Source organism: Salinivibrio socompensis S35, assembly GCF_000513715.1.
Taxonomy (GTDB): Bacteria; Pseudomonadota; Gammaproteobacteria; order Enterobacterales; family Vibrionaceae; genus Salinivibrio; species Salinivibrio socompensis.
The window spans coordinates 1-16,667 of record NZ_AQOD01000080.1 but is presented as its reverse complement, the minus strand read 5'-3'; the positions used below and the strand labels follow the sequence as shown (position 1 = coordinate 16,667).

The window sequence follows — 16,667 nt, the reverse complement described above, 5'->3', positions numbered from 1 at the left end:
AATCAAGGCTTTCACTTAGGTATCGCGCAAACGCGTACCGACGAGACGGTGAGTTTGATGGCAAAAGCGGATAATGCGCTACAACACGCGAAGCGTCATCAAGAGGTCTATTTTTGGCCAACCGATGAGCAAGTTGACAGCCGGACCCGAGAGCAATGGCGTCACCTATTGCTCAATGCGCTGCAACAAAACCCATTAGCGCTGTATGCCCAACCTGTTCGCCACCGTGATAATCAATATAATTGGCATCAAGAGGTGTATGCGCACCTTTGGGTTGACGATAACTGGTTGTCGGCGGGCCAATTGCTCAACCGTATTGAGATGTATGCCTTAGGGGAAGAGTTTGATAAGCACGTGCTAACTCGGGTGGATGCATACCTTAAAGCCACCCCTCAAAGTGATAAATTAGCAGTGAATCTTACCGTGGAAAGTGTTCAAAGCCGAACATTCCATGATTGGTTAGGTCACTTCTTACTCAAAACCTATCTGGCGGGTAAACTGGCGTTTGAAGTGTCAGAAAAAGCGGTTCATGCTGATCCGCAGGCTTGCAAGTCACTGTTTGGTTTGATCCGTACACAAGGCTTTGAAGTTGGTGTTGATCATTTTGGCCGCAATATGGACAACGTCGACTACATCAAAAACGTCGAGCCTGATTATGTCAAGCTGGATATCGGGTTTGGTCAGCAGTTGAGCGATGTGGATGATGTGTTCATTCGCATGCTAGTCAATATTGCGGCCGCACGAGAGATTGTTGTGATTGCCACTGGGATTGAACAATCCGAACAGCACCAGTATTTTCATCAATTAGGTTGTCAAGGATATCAAGGTTATATCCTGCCACCGATTAGGCTGGATAGTGGTGAGCAGCCTTAGTCTTCACCCCATTTTTTTGCATGACCCATGCATCTTCTCGTCGACCGTTGGTACAAGCATAATAGTGTTTTCGGCGGTTGACGAGCTTAAACCCATGCTTTTGATACAGTGCTTGCGCGGCGGCATTGCTTTCACGTACCTCCAGCCAAATACACTCCGCACCCGCTTCACCAAGGTGTTTTATCATCGCCTCGAGTAAAACGCTTCCCCATCCTTGGCCTTGATAGGTCGGATCGATAGCAATATTGAACAATTCTCCCTCACCCGCGATACAGCGGGCATAAAAATAGCCAATCAGTAATGCGTGTGGCTGCATCAGACGAAGCCCGTACGCGTGGTCAAAACGGCCAGTTGGCGCCGCCAGTTGGGTGTCTGCCCAAGGTGAACAGTGGGCGCGCTGCTCGATTGCGCTGATGGAGTGGATGTCATCGTGCGCCAGCGGGGAAAGACAGTAATCAGCCATATTGGCAAATCTGCCGCCACAGATCACGTTTGGCGGTTGGGTTATCGTGCATCTGCGCCAAGGGAATAGAATCTAAACGTCGCACGCCATCAATAATCACATCAGGCGCGTCAATATACCAGCACCACGTTAAGCGATGTTCGCCCAGTGCCGACAACGCCGCATGCGGTAATTGACGCGCCTGCTCGGGGCGCAGTTTCATGCTCTTTAGTATATTACCAAACAACCACGCATCTTTTTCACTGAGCGGCGTATCACAGACCAGCAGTAATTGGCAGGTGTCTGGCAACTGAATAACCTCGTGCGTTTGGTCATAGATCGCTGGATGACGTAATTGCCAGACATCTAAGCCCATCGCTTGTAAACGTTGAATGTCGGTTAACATCATTTTGGCATCCGTATTAAGCGGTCGCGGCGGCTAATTGCTTATACCACCAGGTATCGTTGGCCTGTATGGGTGCAAACTCGGCGCGCGCGGCCTCAGCACTGGGCATTATTTTAAGCTGGGTATAGCCAAACTCAAAGAGTGTGGATTCCGCTTCGTTCAATAGTGGCATTAAAAGATCAGGATCTGGGCTGTGCCATAACGCGATTTCTTGGCTGTTGTTATCCATTTGCGCATCAATCACCACAATATGGCCCTGTACCTCTCCCATATCGCTGGTCGCGAGTAACGACAGAGAAATAAGCCCGGCTTCGCGCCATTGCTTGAGTTGGTCGGCTTGATAAGGACGAATGATATCGTCGCGCCACCAACGATCCAGTTTAACCAAGTCAGCGGGCGCTTCTGAGCGAATAAGCATAAGATATACAGCGGTGAATAAATGTTGTGGTCAGGATAACCGATTCCCGATCCGGTGCAATAGTGGCAGTCATTCTCTCGCGAATGATTACGCAGCTAAATGCATAAATAGCCACCAAATTGTGCAATTTGGCAACATATTCTCGATTTTTTACTGATTTTGCGTTCTTTCGCTCTTTTTACAGAAAAATGTACGGTATATAGTGAGAAAAGCTTGAACCTATGACGCGTGCCTCATAAAGTGCTACTGACAATGAAGTTAAAAGTGTCTAGAATATGAGACGCTTGTCTCGATGGTGATAATGTCGAGCGTAATTACCGGATGTGAGCCCCCATGCCAATACCGCCGTTAAATGATTGGTTTTACTGCTTAACCGATAACAGTCCATTCTTTTTTGCCATTCTAGATAGTTCTGATCGCTACGTGTATGCTAACCCGCGCTATTGTGAGTTAGCAGGCCTTTCCGCCGTCTCATTAAAAGGGCTCTCTGATACAGACACGCTAGGAGACGCTTTCTATCAAGCGGTAAGACCGCATTATGATCAAGCAAGACGCGGGGATGGCGCTGAAGGGGAAGTAGTGATTGCGGGTGAGTACCATAGCTCAAGCTTTCACTTTAGCGTTGTGCCACTGAAAAACTACACAGATGAGCAAGGGAAGCCGTGTGTCATCTTTCATGCGGTTGACACTTCCGAGCGTCAAATCTTAGCTAGTGCACTAGAGGAAGCGGATGAGAAATATCATCGTTTAAGTTCATTGATCGATGATGGCTGTTGCGTGGTGGAGGACGGCTGTATCCTCTCTGCTAATCCTGCTGCGGCGACTTTGTTAGGGGCGGTATCTTTAGAGGATTTAGTCGGTGAGCCGATTGATCACTATTTATCACTGGGCGATAAAAGCCACTCGGTGACAGATCGCTTGATCGGTCGTAAGAGCGGGGAGCGTATTGACACATGGAGTGTGAAGCGTGACGTGCCAGTAAGTGTGTATTCATCGCCGATCCACGTATTGGGCAAACAAGCCAATATGTTGCGCTTAAACGCCCCCGATACAGAGGTGAGGCGACTTAAACCGACGCAGCATGATGGGATAAGCAAAGTTGGCGAGCAACAATGGGCGAATATCGATGCCTTGACAGGGCTATATAATCGCTATGGCTTTAGCAGTGAGTTGGATAAACTGATCCGTGCGCAGACGCCCTTAGCCATGTTGTATCTTGACGTGGATAACTTTAAAAATATCAATGACTCATTGGGTCACCATGTGGGCGATCGAGTACTGCAAGACATTGCGCAACGTTTACGTGCGCTGCTTTCCGCCGACACCATTATTGGTCATCTGGGGGGGATGAGTTTGCGGTGATCCTCCCTAAACCCGCCACAGAGGATGCGCCTGACCAACTGGCTGATAAGGTTGTCGGTGCGATTAGCCAACCTTTCGAACTGCATTATTTTAGTAAATACTTAGCCTGTTCGGTGGGAATGGTGCGTTATCCTGAACATGGCAAAGATGCCAGACAATTGCTGCAAAATGCAGATACGGCAATGTATGAGGCGAAAGAGCAAGGTCGCAACCGTATTGTTGATTATAACGATAGCATGAGCAAAGAAGCACGGATGCGCTTGTGGCTAGAAGTAGAGTTGCAAAAAGCGCTACAAAATAAAAGCTTAGAAGTCTGGTATCAGCMCAAAGTGAATGCGGGAGATTTTCGTATCGAATGGGGCGGAGGCTTGGTGCGTTGGAAGCATCCTGTGGAGGGTTATATTAGCCCGGGGCGTTTTATCCCTGTCGCCGAGCGCTGTGGGTTGATAGAAGCACTGGGACGTCTTGTGATGCGGGAAGTCTTTCAAAATGTTCGCCGCTGGCGGCAACAAGGGTTATTACCGGGTCGGGTAGCGATCAATTTATCGCCAGAACAATTTAGCAGCCCTAAACTTATTGAGCACATGGAAAAGCTATTAAAGGCAACCGGTGCAAACCCTGAAGATATCACCTTTGAACTCACCGAAAGCGCGGTGATGAGAAATGATGATCACGCACTGACCATGCTGAATGCGATTAAATCCTTAGGGTTCGCGCTATCGATTGATGATTTTGGCACGGGGTACTCGTCGTTGTCTTATCTCGCACGCTTTCCGCTTGATGAGCTTAAAATCGATCGCGCTTTTATTCATGAGATGGATACACTCAGTAAGCAGGTGACACTGGTGGAGAGTATTATCCACCTTGGTCGCGCAATGGAAATGACCGTGGTGGCAGAGGGAGTAGAAACTCGGCAGCAAGCGTCGGTATTAACCAACTTACATTGCGATACCATTCAAGGCTATTATTTTCACTCCCCGATGCCGAAGCGAGAGTTTGAAACGTTACTGCATAAAAACAAGCCCCAAAATCAACCGCCACAATTGTTGGCGCCAACTCATTCGTGAGTAACGCGTCAGTGAAAAATAAAAAGAGCAGGGAAACCTTGCTCTTTCTATTGTGACATTTGAGACGCAAGCACGCGTTATGGCTGACGGTAAGCCAGGCGGTTCAGCTCAAGCAGCGCGTAACGATGTTCGACAAACTGATAGACGTTGCCCGACATGGCGAGTTTATAAAGCGCGACAGCGCGATCATTATCCCCTTGGTACTGATACCGTTTGGCGAGATAAAAATACGCTTCACACAGGCGCTCCGCTAACTGTTGGTTATCCTTGCCTTGAGCGGCTAATTGTTCAAGCAATTCGCGCTCGCTGATCTCACCCAGATACATATCCACCAGTTTCCAGCCCCAGCCGGCCGTATCGGCATTCGCTTTACGCGTTGCCAGCGCTTGTTGAGCTTGAGGTTCCCCTTTCCAATCTCGCTCCACTAAATAGAGCCAAATCAGGCGATAAGGGTCGTCAGTATTGGCTTGGTAGTGCGTGAGTAGATCCTGATGTGCCAATCGATAGCGACCGCCATAGTATAAGGCAATACCGCGATTACGTTCGGCATAACTGTGGCTGTTATCGAGCTCTAACGTTGAGTCAAAGGCTTCGTAAGCCGCATCGTAATGGCCATTTTGGGTAAAGTAGACCCCCAGAATATTGAACACATCGGGTTGGTCAGGCTTTAAAGACAAAGACTGGTTGAAATCCAACCGAGCCAAGTCTCGCATACCAAGGTTATCGTGCATTAATCCGCGTTCATAGTGCAGTTGCGCACGTGCCTCGTCGCTCAAATCTTGTCGCGCGAGTAGTTGATCGATGCGTGCTAGGTGTACTTCCTGTTGTAGCGTAGGCTGCAAGGGAACGGCCATCGGTGGGAAAGTCCACTGACTGCTACATCCTGTTAGCAACAACAGCGCCACAATCAGCAATAACAGCGCCACATTGGTCAGTGGTTTATAAAAAACGGTCATGAAGGCGCATCTCCGTGTAAAAAAAAGGGAGCCTCAGCCCCCTTTATATCATGAATAACCCAATGACTCTAAGCGTCAGTACTTGGCGCTTGCTCCACAGGTGCGGCATCCTCTGATGGCTTGTCTGTGCCTTTCTCAGACGCTGCTTCTTTCATGCTTAGGCGAATACGTCCTTGACGGTCGACTTCTAGCACTTTGACGTTCACTTCTTGGCCAACTTCAAGATAATCCGTCACTTTCTCAACGCGCTCATCCGCAATTTGAGAAATATGGACCAGGCCATCTTTGCCGCCAACAACGGAGACGAATGCCCCGAAATCAACAATACGCATCACCTTACCGGTATAGATGCGACCGACTTCAACTTCCGCGGTTAGCGCTTCGATACGTGAAATCGCATCTTTAGCCGCATCACCGTCGGTCGCAGCAATTTTGACTGTACCATTATCATCGATTTCAATGGTTGTGCCTGTTTCTTCGGTCAGCTGACGGATCATGGCACCGCCTTTACCAATCACATCACGAATCTTGTCTGGGTTGATGCTCATCGTATGGATGCGCGGGGCAAACTCAGAGATATCATCACGTGCAGAACCAATCGCTTGATTCATCGTATCCAAGATATGCAAACGTGCGCCTTTTGCTTGGTTTAGGGCGATTTGCATGATCTCTTTAGTGATCCCTTCGATCTTAATGTCCATCTGTAGAGCGGTGACACCGTCGTCGGTACCGGCCACTTTAAAGTCCATATCGCCGAGGTGATCTTCATCACCCAAGATGTCTGAAAGTACGACAAAGTCATTACCTTCTTTCACCAGACCCATGGCAATACCTGCAACCGATTTTTTCACCGGTACACCGGCATCCATCAGCGCGAGAGACGTACCACAGACAGATGCCATGGATGATGAGCCGTTGGATTCAGTGATTTCTGACACCACGCGTAGTGTGTACGGGAATTCTTCTTGGCTTGGCATTACGGCCGCAATACCACGCTTAGCGAGGCGGCCATGACCGATTTCGCGGCGTTTAGGCGTACCAACAAATCCCGTCTCACCCACACAATAGGGAGGAAAGTTGTAGTGCAGCATGAAGCTATCTTTTCGCTCACCCATGATAGAGTCGATAATTTGTGCATCACGCTGCGTGCCAAGTGTCGCCGTGACGAGCGCCTGGGTCTCACCACGCGTAAACAACGCGCTACCGTGAGTGCGAGGCAATACGCCGGTGCGTACATCCAAGGCTCGGATCATATCTTTTTCACGACCATCGATACGCGGTTCACCCGCGATAATACGGCCACGAACCACTGTTTTTTCTAGGTCGCCAAGCATGCCGAGGATCTCGCGATCGTTAAGCGTCTCGTCTTGGTCCAATAGAGCAGCAACAACCTCTTTTTTAATTTGGCTGATTTGCTCGTAACGCGCCATTTTTTCAGTGATTTGGTATGCCTGCGCCAATGAGCCTTGTGCCATTTCCGCAACACGGGCTTGCAAGGCCGCATTCACGGTCGGTGTTTGCCAATCCCATGCAGGCGTGCCGACTTCGGCCGCAAACGCTTTAATCGCACTGATCGCGGTCTGCTGTTGCTCGTGACCAAACATCACCGCTTGCAGCATTTGCTCTTCGCTCAGACGATCAGCTTCTGACTCAACCATCAGCACTGCGCCCTCTGTTCCTGCAACCACCAGATCCAGCTTGCTTTCGTCGAGATCAGCCGAGCTTGGGTTAAGGACCAGCTCGTCATTGATATAACCAACACGTGCGCAGCCTATTGGGCCATTAAATGGAATGCCTGAAATGGCCAGCGCTGCCGAGGTGCCCAGCATCGCGACAATGTCAGGACTGACCGCAGGATTGACTGAGACAACCGTCGCAATCACTTGCACTTCGTTTTTGAACGAATCGGGGAAAAGTGGACGGATTGGACGGTCAATTAAGCGTGCAGTGAGGGTTTCCGCCTCTGATGGGCGGCCTTCACGTTTGAAGAAACCACCTGGGATTTTGCCTGCCGCGTAAGTACGCTCTTGATAGTTAACTGTCAGAGGGAAAAAGCTCTGGCCTTCGGCGGCTTCTTTTTTACCTACAACAGAGACCAATACCGAGGTATCGTCCATGCTGATCATGACGGCACCATTGGCTTGACGTGCCATGACGCCGGTTTCCAATGTCACAGTATGATTGCCGTATTGGAATGTTTTTACGATTGGATTCACAGATTATTTCCTTGTTGCTGAGGGATAAATCCTTTGATTTATCTCACTAATTGTCGGCTTTCAGCTGTTCACCATCGCGACTAATGACAGCACACTGCGCGGATGTTTGATCTTGATAGGCAGTATGCTGTCAATAGTCGCGACCTAATGGTCGACGTTGTTGACTGCTTTACAGCTGAAAGTGGCGCTAATTATACACGTGCTTCACCGATAACGACACCACAGGGTGGCCAATTGACGACATTTGTGATGAGTTTGGCAAGCAAACTTGCCCCTAGCGCGTGCAGATAACCGTGCCAAGCCAGATTTGTGAATTGAAGCTGGCTACAAGATCAGCGAAAATACGCCACCTTTGTGATTTACCTTCTCAGTTGGCGACCGATTGCCGCCTGAACCAAATAAGAAGATAACCTGCTATGTCAAATACACCGCTGCAACAGGAAGTTGATAAACGACGCACCTTTGCGATTATTTCGCACCCGGATGCGGGTAAAACCACCATCACCGAGAAAGTGCTTTTGTTCGGACGTGCGATTCAAACAGCCGGCACAGTCAAAGGCAGAAAATCGGATAATCATGCGAAATCCGATTGGATGGATATGGAAAAAGAGCGTGGGATCTCGGTAACCACCTCGGTGATGCAATTTCCGTATAACAACTGTTTGGTTAACTTGCTTGATACCCCCGGGCACGAGGACTTCTCGGAGGATACGTATCGCACCTTGACCGCGGTTGACTCTTGTTTGATGGTCATTGATGCCGCAAAAGGGGTGGAAGACCGGACGCGTAAGTTGATGGAAGTCACCCGCTTGCGCGATACGCCGATCATTACCTTTATGAACAAATTGGACCGCGACATTCGTGACCCGACGGAGTTGCTTGACGAAGTCGAAAGTGAGCTCAATATTGCTTGCGCGCCGGTGTCATGGCCAATTGGCTGCGGAAAAGGGTTTCAAGGTGTGTACCACATTCACCGTGATGAAAGCATTCTTTATCAGTCCGGTCAGGGGCATAAAATTCAGGATGCGCGTATTATCAAAGGGCTGGACAACCCCGAATTGGATGAAGCCATTGGTGCTGACATCGCGCAAGACTTGCGTGACGAGTTGGAACTGGTGATGGGGGCGTGCACATGAATTTGATCGTGAGCTGTTTTTAAGTGGCGAGCTGACGCCCGTTTTCTTTGGTACGGCACTGGGTAACTTCGGTGTCGATCATATGCTCGATGGCTTGACCGAGTGGGCGCCTAAGCCAATGGCACGTTCGACCCATGATCGTGAGGTGCGTGCCGATGAAGAAAAATTCTCAGGGTTTATCTTTAAAATTCAAGCGAATATGGACCCACGTCACCGCGACCGCATTGCCTTTATGCGGATTGTCTCGGGTAAGTATCAGCAGGGAATGAAGCTTCGCCACGTGCGCCTGGGTAAGCAAATCAATATCTCGGATGCGGTAACCTTTATGGCAGGGGATCGCTCACGGGCTGAAGATGCCTTTGCCGGCGATATTATTGGCCTGCATAACCATGGCACCATTCAAATTGGTGATACCTTTACCCAAGGCGAAGATCTTAAATTCGCGGGGATCCCTAACTTTGCACCTGAGCTATTCCGCCGTATTCGCCTTAAAGATCCATTGCGTCAAAAGCAGTTACTGAAAGGGTTGATCCAGCTATCAGAAGAGGGCGCGGTACAGGTCTTCCGTCCGTTACAGTCGAATGATCTGATTGTCGGTGCGGTTGGTGTCCTGCAGTTTGACATGGTGGTGGCACGCTTGAAAGCAGAGTACAACGTTGACGCGCTGTACGAGCCCATTAATGTGGCGACGGCCCGTTGGGTTGAGTGCGCTGATGAGAAAAAATTGGATGAATTTCATCGTAAAAACCAGACTAACCTCGCGCTGGATGGCGGGGATAACCTGACCTATATTGCGCCAACCATGGTCAACCTCAATCTAACGCAAGAGCGTTTTCCAGACATTGATTTAAGGGCAACGCGCGAGCACTAAGTGACCTCGGCTTATGCCAAAAGTATAGAGTCAGGTAGGGAAATATTCTTGTCCCCCTGCGAGTGAGGGGAAAACCTTCTATAATGCCGTCTGTATAGAGACGGCATTTTACTATCGAGAGGACAACGATGAAGGTGGTTCTGGCGGTTAAAGCATGATTGATACCCATTGTCACTTCGACTTCCCTCCTTTTAATCAGGCCCTAGCGCAATATTGGCAAGCGGCGCGTGAGGTGGGCGTAACACGCATGGTAGTGCCGAGTGTCAGTGAACAAAACTGGCAGGCGGTTTTAGCACTGACGGAACGTTTTGCTGGCATCTATGCTGGGTTGGGGTTACATCCATGCTTTCTCGAGACGCACACAGAGAACAGCCTCGCGGCATTGGAAAAAGCACTGGTAGCACGGCCGTTGGACTGCGTGGCGGTCGGCGAAGCTGGTCTGGATTATTTTGTAGCTAACGTCCCGGAGATGAAGCAGCGTCAGCAAGCCTTGCTTGACGGGCAGTTATGGCTTGCCCACCGTTATGATTTACCCATTATTTTGCATAGTTGCCAATCCCATAACGAATTACTACGTCTGGTGAAAGCGTATCCTGGCGTACGCGGTGTGCTGCATGCGTTCAGTGGTAGCGAGCAACAAGGCAAACAATTTATTGATGCTGGTCTCATGCTCGGCGTGGGGGGCACGGTGACGTATGAACGAGCCAACAAAACCCGTCAAGCCATCGCGCGTTTACCGCTCGAACACTTGGTATTGGAAACCGATGCTCCCGACATGCCTTTAGCGGGATTTCAAGGAAAACCCAACACGCCGGCCCAGGTATCTCGGGTGGCTGATGTAGTCGCAGGGTTAAAAAGCTGTGATAGAGATCATCTCGTGACCGAAACATCAGGCAATGCTGAAAGAATGTTTGGCTTTCACTAAGCGCGAACGTGCGTAAGACAAACGTTTGCGGTTGCATAAGCTCACAAAACTAGATCAAAGTCATACTTATTGATGCATTGCAAAATAGTTTTACAGCGAACTGTGATTGGAATATTACTTTAATGTGACTGCTCTGCGTATAATCTCTCCCCGGAAACCAAATTCCACTCTGTCGAGACGCCAACTTTTTACTTTGAGGATGCCAATACTATGAGCCTGCTGATGAGCGTAATCGGGATGGTTGTACTGCTAGGGATAGCTGTTCTCCTTTCTGATAACCGCAAAGCCATTAACCTCCGTACCGTGGGTGGCGCATTTGCTATCCAACTCTTTTTCGGTGCTTTCGTACTGTATGTCGACGTGGGTCGTGACATTCTTTACGGCGCATCACAATACGTTGCTAACGTCATCGCCTATGGTGACGAAGGGATCAGCTTCATTTTTGGTGGACTGGTTTCTGACAAAATGTTTGAACTGTTCGGCGGTGGCGGTTTCGTCTTCGCACTGAAAGTTCTGCCTGTTATTGTCTTCTTCTCATCACTGATAAGCGTGCTTTACTACCTGGGTATCATGCAGGTTGTGATTAACGTGCTTGGTGGTGGCTTGCAAAAAGCACTGGGTACGTCACGTGCCGAGTCGATGTCTGCGACGGCGAACATCTTCGTAGGTCAAACTGAAGCGCCACTCGTGATCCGTCCATTTGTACCGCGCATGACGCAATCAGAGCTGTTTGCGGTAATGTGTGGTGGCCTCGCGTCTGTAGCGGGTGGTGTCTTGGCCGGTTATGCGTCAATGGGGGTTCCACTCGAGTACTTGATTGCCGCTTCATTTATGGCGGCGCCTGGTGGTCTGTTGTTTGCTAAAATCATCAAGCCAGAAACCGAAGAACCGGTTGAGCAAATGGCCGATGCCACTGCAGAAGGCGTGGAAAAACCGGCTAACGTTATCGATGCTGCTGCTGGTGGTGCCTCTTCAGGTATGCAACTGGCCCTAAACGTGGGTGCTATGCTGCTTGCCTTTATCGGTTTGATTGCACTAATTAACGGTATGCTGGGTGGGATCGGCGGTTGGTTTGGTTATCCAGGTATTACACTTGAGATGATTCTGGGTTACCTATTCGCCCCATTTGCGTTCCTTATTGGTGTGCCATGGGAAGAAGCAGTGGTTGCCGGCTCTTTCATTGGTCAGAAGATCGTGGTCAACGAATTCGTTGCTTACCTCAACTTCACCCAATATCTTGGTGATAACGCACAAGTTGTTGCGGCGACGGGTGTTGAGATGACAGAGAAAACCAAAGCGATTATCTCATTTGCACTGTGTGGTTTTGCCAACTTGTCTTCGGTCGCTATCTTGCTTGGCGGTTTGGGCGGTCTTGCTCCAAGTCGTCGTCCGGAGATTGCACGCTTTGGTGTGAAAGCGGTGGTTGCAGGTACCTTGTCTAACTTAATGGCGGCAACGATTGCGGGTCTATTTGTGACCTTAACCCTTGCAGGTTAATCGCCTAAACACGAAATAACTGCGTCACCAAAACGCCACACAGTGAATCTGTGTGGCGTTTTTTATAGGGTGTATACTTACTGCGTATTTGATAAATAAAGTGAATCCAGTTAACAAAATAAGGAAAAACGATGCAGGAAGTGCTCCTTGCCCTCGTCGCCGGTTTTTTAGTCGGTGTTTTGTTTAGTGCGATTAAGTTACCTATCCCGCGCCGCCAGTTTTGTCGGGGGTGATGGGGATTGTCGGTGTCTACTTAGGTGGGATTGGTTATCAATGGATTATCGAACGGTTTTTCAGCTAACTCGCATTGGTTCTACCCAGCAACACTGTATTTTTCAACAGAAACGGTAAAAACTAGTTTTGCTGAATTGGCGTTGGTAAAATAAGTGAAGGCCGTCAAAGTTTGGTGGCGCCACACTCTTTATCTTCCTCTCATGGTTAGCAACAAAAGGTGTGGCTAGCCCCAATCGAAAACGTCCAATGGCGGAACCGCGAACACTCATGTGTTTGCACGCGGCAACAAGGATGGTTGGTTGAAGGCGGCACAACGTCCAGCCTCAAACTTCATGGAGCCAAGTCCGCTGAACAGCAACCGGCTACGAGTGACGGTTGCCAACACAGTGGCCAACCCAATACCTGTTTGGCAAAAGAATGAGGACTGGAGATATCCAATGAACGAATTACACACCGCGGCCCTACGCGCACTCAAATTGATGGATCTGACCACACTGAATGATGATGACACCAATGAAAAAGTGATCACCTTGTGTCAGAACGCGAAAACGGCTGTCGGTAACACGGCTGCTGTCTGCATTTATCCTCGCTTTATTCCCATAGCGAAAAAAACATTACGTGAGCAAGGTACACCTGATGTACGCATTGCTACCGTGACCAACTTTCCACATGGCAATGATGATATTGATATTGCGGTGGCAGAAACCAAGGCCGCCGTGGCCTATGGCGCCGATGAAGTGGACGTTGTTTTCCCCTATCGTGCATTGATCGCCGGCGACGAAAGTACAGGTGCTGAGCTGGTTAAACAGTGTAAAGTTGCATGTGGTAGCGACGTATTGCTTAAAGTCATCATTGAAACTGGCGAGTTACATACCGAGGCGTTGATCAAGCGCGCGTCAGAGATCGCGATTGATGCTGGGGCTGATTTTATTAAAACCTCAACCGGTAAAGTGGCGGTCAATGCCACGCCTGAAGCGGCCGAGATCATGCTCAATGTGATCAAAGACAAAGGCGTTTCGGAACGTGTTGGCTTTAAGCCAGCCGGGGGCGTGCGGACTGCAGAAGACGCACAACAATACTTGGCCATGGCCGATCGCATTCTCGGTGACCAATGGGCCGATAACCGCCATTACCGTTTTGGCGCGTCCAGCTTGTTGGCGAACTTACTGCACACCTTGGGTGAAGGCGAAAAAGCCGCTGAAGGTGGCTATTAATTAGTCACACACCTAAACGGTTGGGCGACCGGTTGCTCGCGTAGTCGGTTGCTCACGTATGTGTTGGTAAGGAGGATGCATGATCTTACCTCAGGAAATTATTCGTAAAAAACGCGACAACATCGCGTTGAGCAAAGAAGAAATTTATTCGTTCATCCAGGGTGTTGCGGCTGAATCCGTGTCGGAAGGCCAAATCGCGGCGTTTGCCATGGCGGTGTATTTTAATGATATGACCATGGCCGAACGTGTGGCCCTGACCTGTGCGATGCGCGATTCAGGTATGACCATCGATTGGTCACCCATGAAGTTTGATGGTCCCGTCGTCGATAAGCACTCCACGGGCGGTGTCGGTGATGTGACCTCGCTAATGCTGGGCCCGATGGTAGCAGCGTGCGGGGGTTATGTGCCGATGATTTCTGGCCGAGGCTTAGGCCATACCGGCGGCACACTCGATAAACTGGAGTCTATCCCGGGTTATAACATCACGCCAAGCAACCAGGTATTTGGCGATGTCACACGTGATGCTGGCGTAGCGATTATCGGGCAAACCGGCTCATTGGCACCTGCCGATAAGCGCGTGTATGCCACCCGAGATGTCACAGCCACGGTAGATAATATCTCCCTGATCACGGCCTCTATCTTATCCAAAAAGCTCGCGGCAGGCCTTGATGCGCTCGTGATGGACGTCAAGGTAGGATCGGGCGCGTTCATGCCGACGTATGAAGACTCAGAGGCGCTGGCGAAATCGATTGTGGGTGTGGCCAATGGGGCGGGCACCAAAACCAGTGCCTTGCTGACGGACATGAACCAAGTGTTGGCATCGTCGGCGGGCAATGCGTTGGAAGTGAAAGAAGCGGTCGACTTTTTAACCGGTCGTTACCGCAATCCACGTCTGTACAATGTAACCATGGCACTGTGTGCGGATATGCTGGTGGTGAGCGGACTGGCGTCAGATGTGACGCAAGCAAAACAAAAATTGGATCAGGCACTGGATAGCGGTCGCGCTGCCGAGTGTTTTGCCAAAATGGTTGCTGGTTTAGGCGGTCCCGCTGATTTTGTGGAGTCGCCAGCGCAATACCTGGCCACTGCATCAGTAATAAAGCCTGTTTATGCCGAGCAATCAGGCATTATCAGTGCCATGGATACACGGGCATTGGGCATGGCTATTATAGAAATAGGTGGTGGCCGTCGGGTTGCCAACGATAAAATTGATTATGCCGTTGGGTTGAACGAAATGATTCGTCTGGGGCAAAACGTGGACGAGCAAACACCGCTCGCCATGCTCCATGCTCAAACTGAAGAGCAATGGCAACAAGCGGCCAATGCGGTGCGAGCCGCAGTAAAAGTAGCTGATGAGGCGCCAAATTCTACGCCAGACGTATATCGTCGTATCAGCTTACAAGACGTCTAATGGAGGCGATCATGAAACGCGCAATTGTATTAGTTTTAGACTCATTTGGTATTGGTGCCACTGAAGACGCCGTGAAATTCGGTGACCAAGGCGCTAACACCCTTGGCCACATCGCACAAGCGTGTGCAAAGGGTGAAGCTGACAACGCGGATCGTAAAGGTCCGTTATCTCTGCCTAACATGACTAAGCTTGGACTCGGTAAAGCCTGTGAAGAGTCATCCGATTACTTCCCTGAAGGATTGGATCCTCACGCAGAGATCGTGGGTGCTTATGCGCATGCCAAAGAGCTGTCGTCGGGGAAAGACACCCCGTCTGGCCACTGGGAAATTGCCGGTGTGCCTGTCTTGTTTGAGTGGGGCTATTTCTCCGATCTGACCAATAGCTTCCCAGACGTGTTACTTAACCGCATTGTTGAGCGTGCAGGGCTACCGGTTATATCGGTAATTGCCATGCATCGGGCACGCAAGTGCTGGACGATCTCGGTGAAGAGCATATGAAAACCGGTAAGCCGATCTTCTATACCTCGGCAGATTCTGTGTTCCAAATTGCGTGTCACGAAGAGACTTTTGGGCTAGACAAGCTGTATGAGCTTTGCCAAATCGTGCGTGAAGAGCTGGAAGACTACAATATTGGCCGTGTCATTGCGCGCCCATTTGTCGGTTCAGGTAAAGGCCAGTTTGAGCGTACCGGTAATCGCCGTGATCTGTCGGTCGAGCCGCCATCCACAACGGTGCTGCAAAAAATTGTGGATGAGAAAGACGGTGATGTCGTTTCTATCGGCAAGATTGCTGATATCTATGCTCACTGTGGGATCACTAAGAAAATCAAAGCAACCGGCCTTGAAGCGCTGTTTGATGCCACCAAAGATGCCATCAAAGAAGCGGGCAACAACAGCTTAGTCTTCACTAACTTTGTCGACTTTGACTCTGCTTACGGCCATCGTCGTAATGTGGCGGGCTATGCGGCCGCGCTAGAGTATTTCGACCGCCGCTTGCCGGAAATTATGGCGATGTTGGAAGAAGATGACGTGCTGCTACTCACGGCAGACCATGGCTGTGATCCAACTTGGCCGGGCACGGATCATACCCGCGAGCACATTCCAGCTCTGGTCTATGGTCACAACATCCCGGCAGGCTCTCTGGGTCGCCGTGACACCTTTGCAGATATTGGCCAGTCGTTGGCACATTATTTTGATACCTCACCGATGGATTACGGGAAGTCATTTTTATAATCTCACTCGCGAGATAGCAATAAAAAGTGATAACAACAAAAAGAGGTGGCAATATGCCATCTCTTTTTTTATTTCCGATATTCAACGTATTAGATTACCGACACAATGGCGGCGTTACCAAGGCAGTAAGCGTGATCGGTATTCGCGCCGTAGTAGCATTCCCATCAATAACGCGCCTAGAAAGAGCGCCAGGGCCAGTAAGGCACGAAACTCAGTGATGGTCGATTGGATCTGTTGTTTGGCGTGATCAATCACCGATTGATGCTCAAGCGTGAGGCGTAGAAAGCCGATAATATCGCCATCACGACTGATAGGCGTCATCAATTGCTGTTTTCCTTGGCTTTCCAGCCCGAGTGGCGTCGTGAGCCCACAGCCGTTTCAAGTGGTAACGCGTTGACAGAGCGGACA

11 protein-coding genes and 4 pseudogenes are annotated in these 16,667 nt (G+C 49.9%); 9 read left to right on the top strand and 6 right to left on the bottom strand.

All coding sequences use genetic code 11. The annotated features are described in order from the left end of the window. The coding region (locus DZ54_RS0109930; protein WP_025673959.1) for an EAL domain-containing protein at positions 1 to 873 on the top strand (873 nt) is incomplete at its 5' end. Here DZ54_RS0109930 and rimI read toward each other — a convergent pair. The 3 genes from rimI to DZ54_RS0109915 are packed head-to-tail and all read right to left on the bottom strand — an operon-like array spanning position 845 to position 2,139. Beyond that, on the bottom strand, positions 845 to 1,336 hold the full coding sequence (gene rimI / locus DZ54_RS0109925; protein WP_025673958.1) for a ribosomal protein S18-alanine N-acetyltransferase: 492 nt from the start codon (positions 1,334 to 1,336) through the stop codon (positions 845 to 847). The two genes, DZ54_RS0109930 and rimI, sit on opposite strands and share 29 nt — an antisense overlap. Continuing rightward, the gene (locus DZ54_RS0109920; protein ID WP_025673957.1) at positions 1,329 to 1,724 is read right to left on the bottom strand and encodes a DNA polymerase III subunit psi; all 396 of its coding nucleotides are present in this window, start codon (positions 1,722 to 1,724) and stop codon (positions 1,329 to 1,331) included. The genes rimI and DZ54_RS0109920 overlap by 8 nt, the downstream gene beginning before the upstream one ends. A 13-nt stretch (positions 1,725 to 1,737) precedes the next feature. Continuing rightward, positions 1,738 to 2,139 (bottom strand): hypothetical protein, encoded by a 402-nt coding sequence (locus DZ54_RS0109915; protein ID WP_025673956.1) that lies wholly within the window; start codon positions 2,137 to 2,139, stop codon positions 1,738 to 1,740. A gap of 333 nt (positions 2,140 to 2,472) precedes the next feature. Here DZ54_RS0109915 and DZ54_RS20655 point away from each other — a divergent pair. Further along, positions 2,473 to 4,568: pseudogene (locus DZ54_RS20655) on the top strand (EAL domain-containing protein). A gap of 77 nt (positions 4,569 to 4,645) precedes the next feature. Here the strand turns inward: DZ54_RS20655 and nlpI are convergent. Beyond that, a complete protein-coding gene (gene nlpI, locus DZ54_RS0109905) occupies positions 4,646 to 5,524 on the bottom strand; it encodes a lipoprotein NlpI (RefSeq protein ID WP_051415989.1) in 879 nt (292 codons plus the stop codon). A gap of 68 nt (positions 5,525 to 5,592) precedes the next feature. Continuing rightward, positions 5,593 to 7,740 (bottom strand): polyribonucleotide nucleotidyltransferase, encoded by a 2,148-nt coding sequence (gene pnp, locus DZ54_RS0109900; RefSeq protein ID WP_025673954.1) that lies wholly within the window; start codon positions 7,738 to 7,740, stop codon positions 5,593 to 5,595. 416 nt (positions 7,741 to 8,156) lie between these two features. Between pnp and prfC the strand changes: the two are divergent. The 7 genes and pseudogenes from prfC to DZ54_RS20645 all read left to right on the top strand — a co-directional run bounded on the left by prfC (position 8,157) and on the right by DZ54_RS20645 (position 16,259). After that, a pseudogene (prfC, locus tag DZ54_RS20650) lies at positions 8,157 to 9,747 on the top strand (peptide chain release factor 3). Positions 9,748 to 9,901: 154 nt separating this feature from the next. Further along, on the top strand, positions 9,902 to 10,672 hold the full coding sequence (locus DZ54_RS0109890; RefSeq protein ID WP_025673953.1) for a TatD family hydrolase: 771 nt from the start codon (positions 9,902 to 9,904) through the stop codon (positions 10,670 to 10,672). Between the two features lie 210 nt (positions 10,673 to 10,882). Beyond that, positions 10,883 to 12,169 (top strand): NupC/NupG family nucleoside CNT transporter, encoded by a 1,287-nt coding sequence (locus DZ54_RS0109885; RefSeq protein WP_025673952.1) that lies wholly within the window; start codon positions 10,883 to 10,885, stop codon positions 12,167 to 12,169. A gap of 131 nt (positions 12,170 to 12,300) precedes the next feature. Further along, positions 12,301 to 12,470, top strand: a pseudogene (locus DZ54_RS24140) (XapX domain-containing protein). A 370-nt stretch (positions 12,471 to 12,840) separates the two neighbouring features. Beyond that, on the top strand, positions 12,841 to 13,617 hold the full coding sequence (gene deoC / locus DZ54_RS0109880) for a deoxyribose-phosphate aldolase (protein WP_025673951.1): 777 nt from the start codon (positions 12,841 to 12,843) through the stop codon (positions 13,615 to 13,617). 79 nt (positions 13,618 to 13,696) lie between these two features. Further along, positions 13,697 to 15,028, top strand: a complete 1,332-nt coding sequence (gene deoA / locus DZ54_RS0109875; RefSeq protein WP_025673950.1) for a thymidine phosphorylase — start codon at positions 13,697 to 13,699, stop codon at positions 15,026 to 15,028. An 11-nt stretch (positions 15,029 to 15,039) separates the two neighbouring features. Further along, positions 15,040 to 16,259 (top strand): annotated as a pseudogene (locus DZ54_RS20645) (phosphopentomutase). Positions 16,260 to 16,373: 114 nt separating this feature from the next. On the opposite strand, the gene DZ54_RS20640 reads toward DZ54_RS20645, so the two are convergent. Beyond that, the gene (locus tag DZ54_RS20640) at positions 16,374 to 16,607 is read right to left on the bottom strand and encodes an AhpA/YtjB family protein (protein ID WP_276202018.1); all 234 of its coding nucleotides are present in this window, start codon (positions 16,605 to 16,607) and stop codon (positions 16,374 to 16,376) included. Positions 16,608 to 16,667: the final 60 nt, after the last annotated feature.

Excerpts from the sequence above, each read along its gene's own strand:
- rimI (WP_025673958.1), bottom strand. The coding sequence starts at position 1,336 with ATGGCTGATTACTGTCTTTCCCCGCTGGCGCACGATGACATCCACTCC.
- DZ54_RS0109920 (WP_025673957.1), bottom strand. The coding sequence starts at position 1,724 with ATGATGTTAACCGACATTCAACGTTTACAAGCGATGGGCTTAGATGTC.
- DZ54_RS0109915 (WP_025673956.1), bottom strand. The coding sequence starts at position 2,139 with ATGCTTATTCGCTCAGAAGCGCCCGCTGACTTGGTTAAACTGGATCGT.
- nlpI (WP_051415989.1), bottom strand. The coding sequence starts at position 5,524 with ATGACCGTTTTTTATAAACCACTGACCAATGTGGCGCTGTTATTGCTG.
- DZ54_RS0109890 (WP_025673953.1), top strand. The coding sequence starts at position 9,902 with ATGATTGATACCCATTGTCACTTCGACTTCCCTCCTTTTAATCAGGCC.
- DZ54_RS0109885 (WP_025673952.1), top strand. The coding sequence starts at position 10,883 with ATGAGCCTGCTGATGAGCGTAATCGGGATGGTTGTACTGCTAGGGATA.
- deoC (WP_025673951.1), top strand. The coding sequence starts at position 12,841 with ATGAACGAATTACACACCGCGGCCCTACGCGCACTCAAATTGATGGAT.
- deoA (WP_025673950.1), top strand. The coding sequence starts at position 13,697 with ATGATCTTACCTCAGGAAATTATTCGTAAAAAACGCGACAACATCGCG.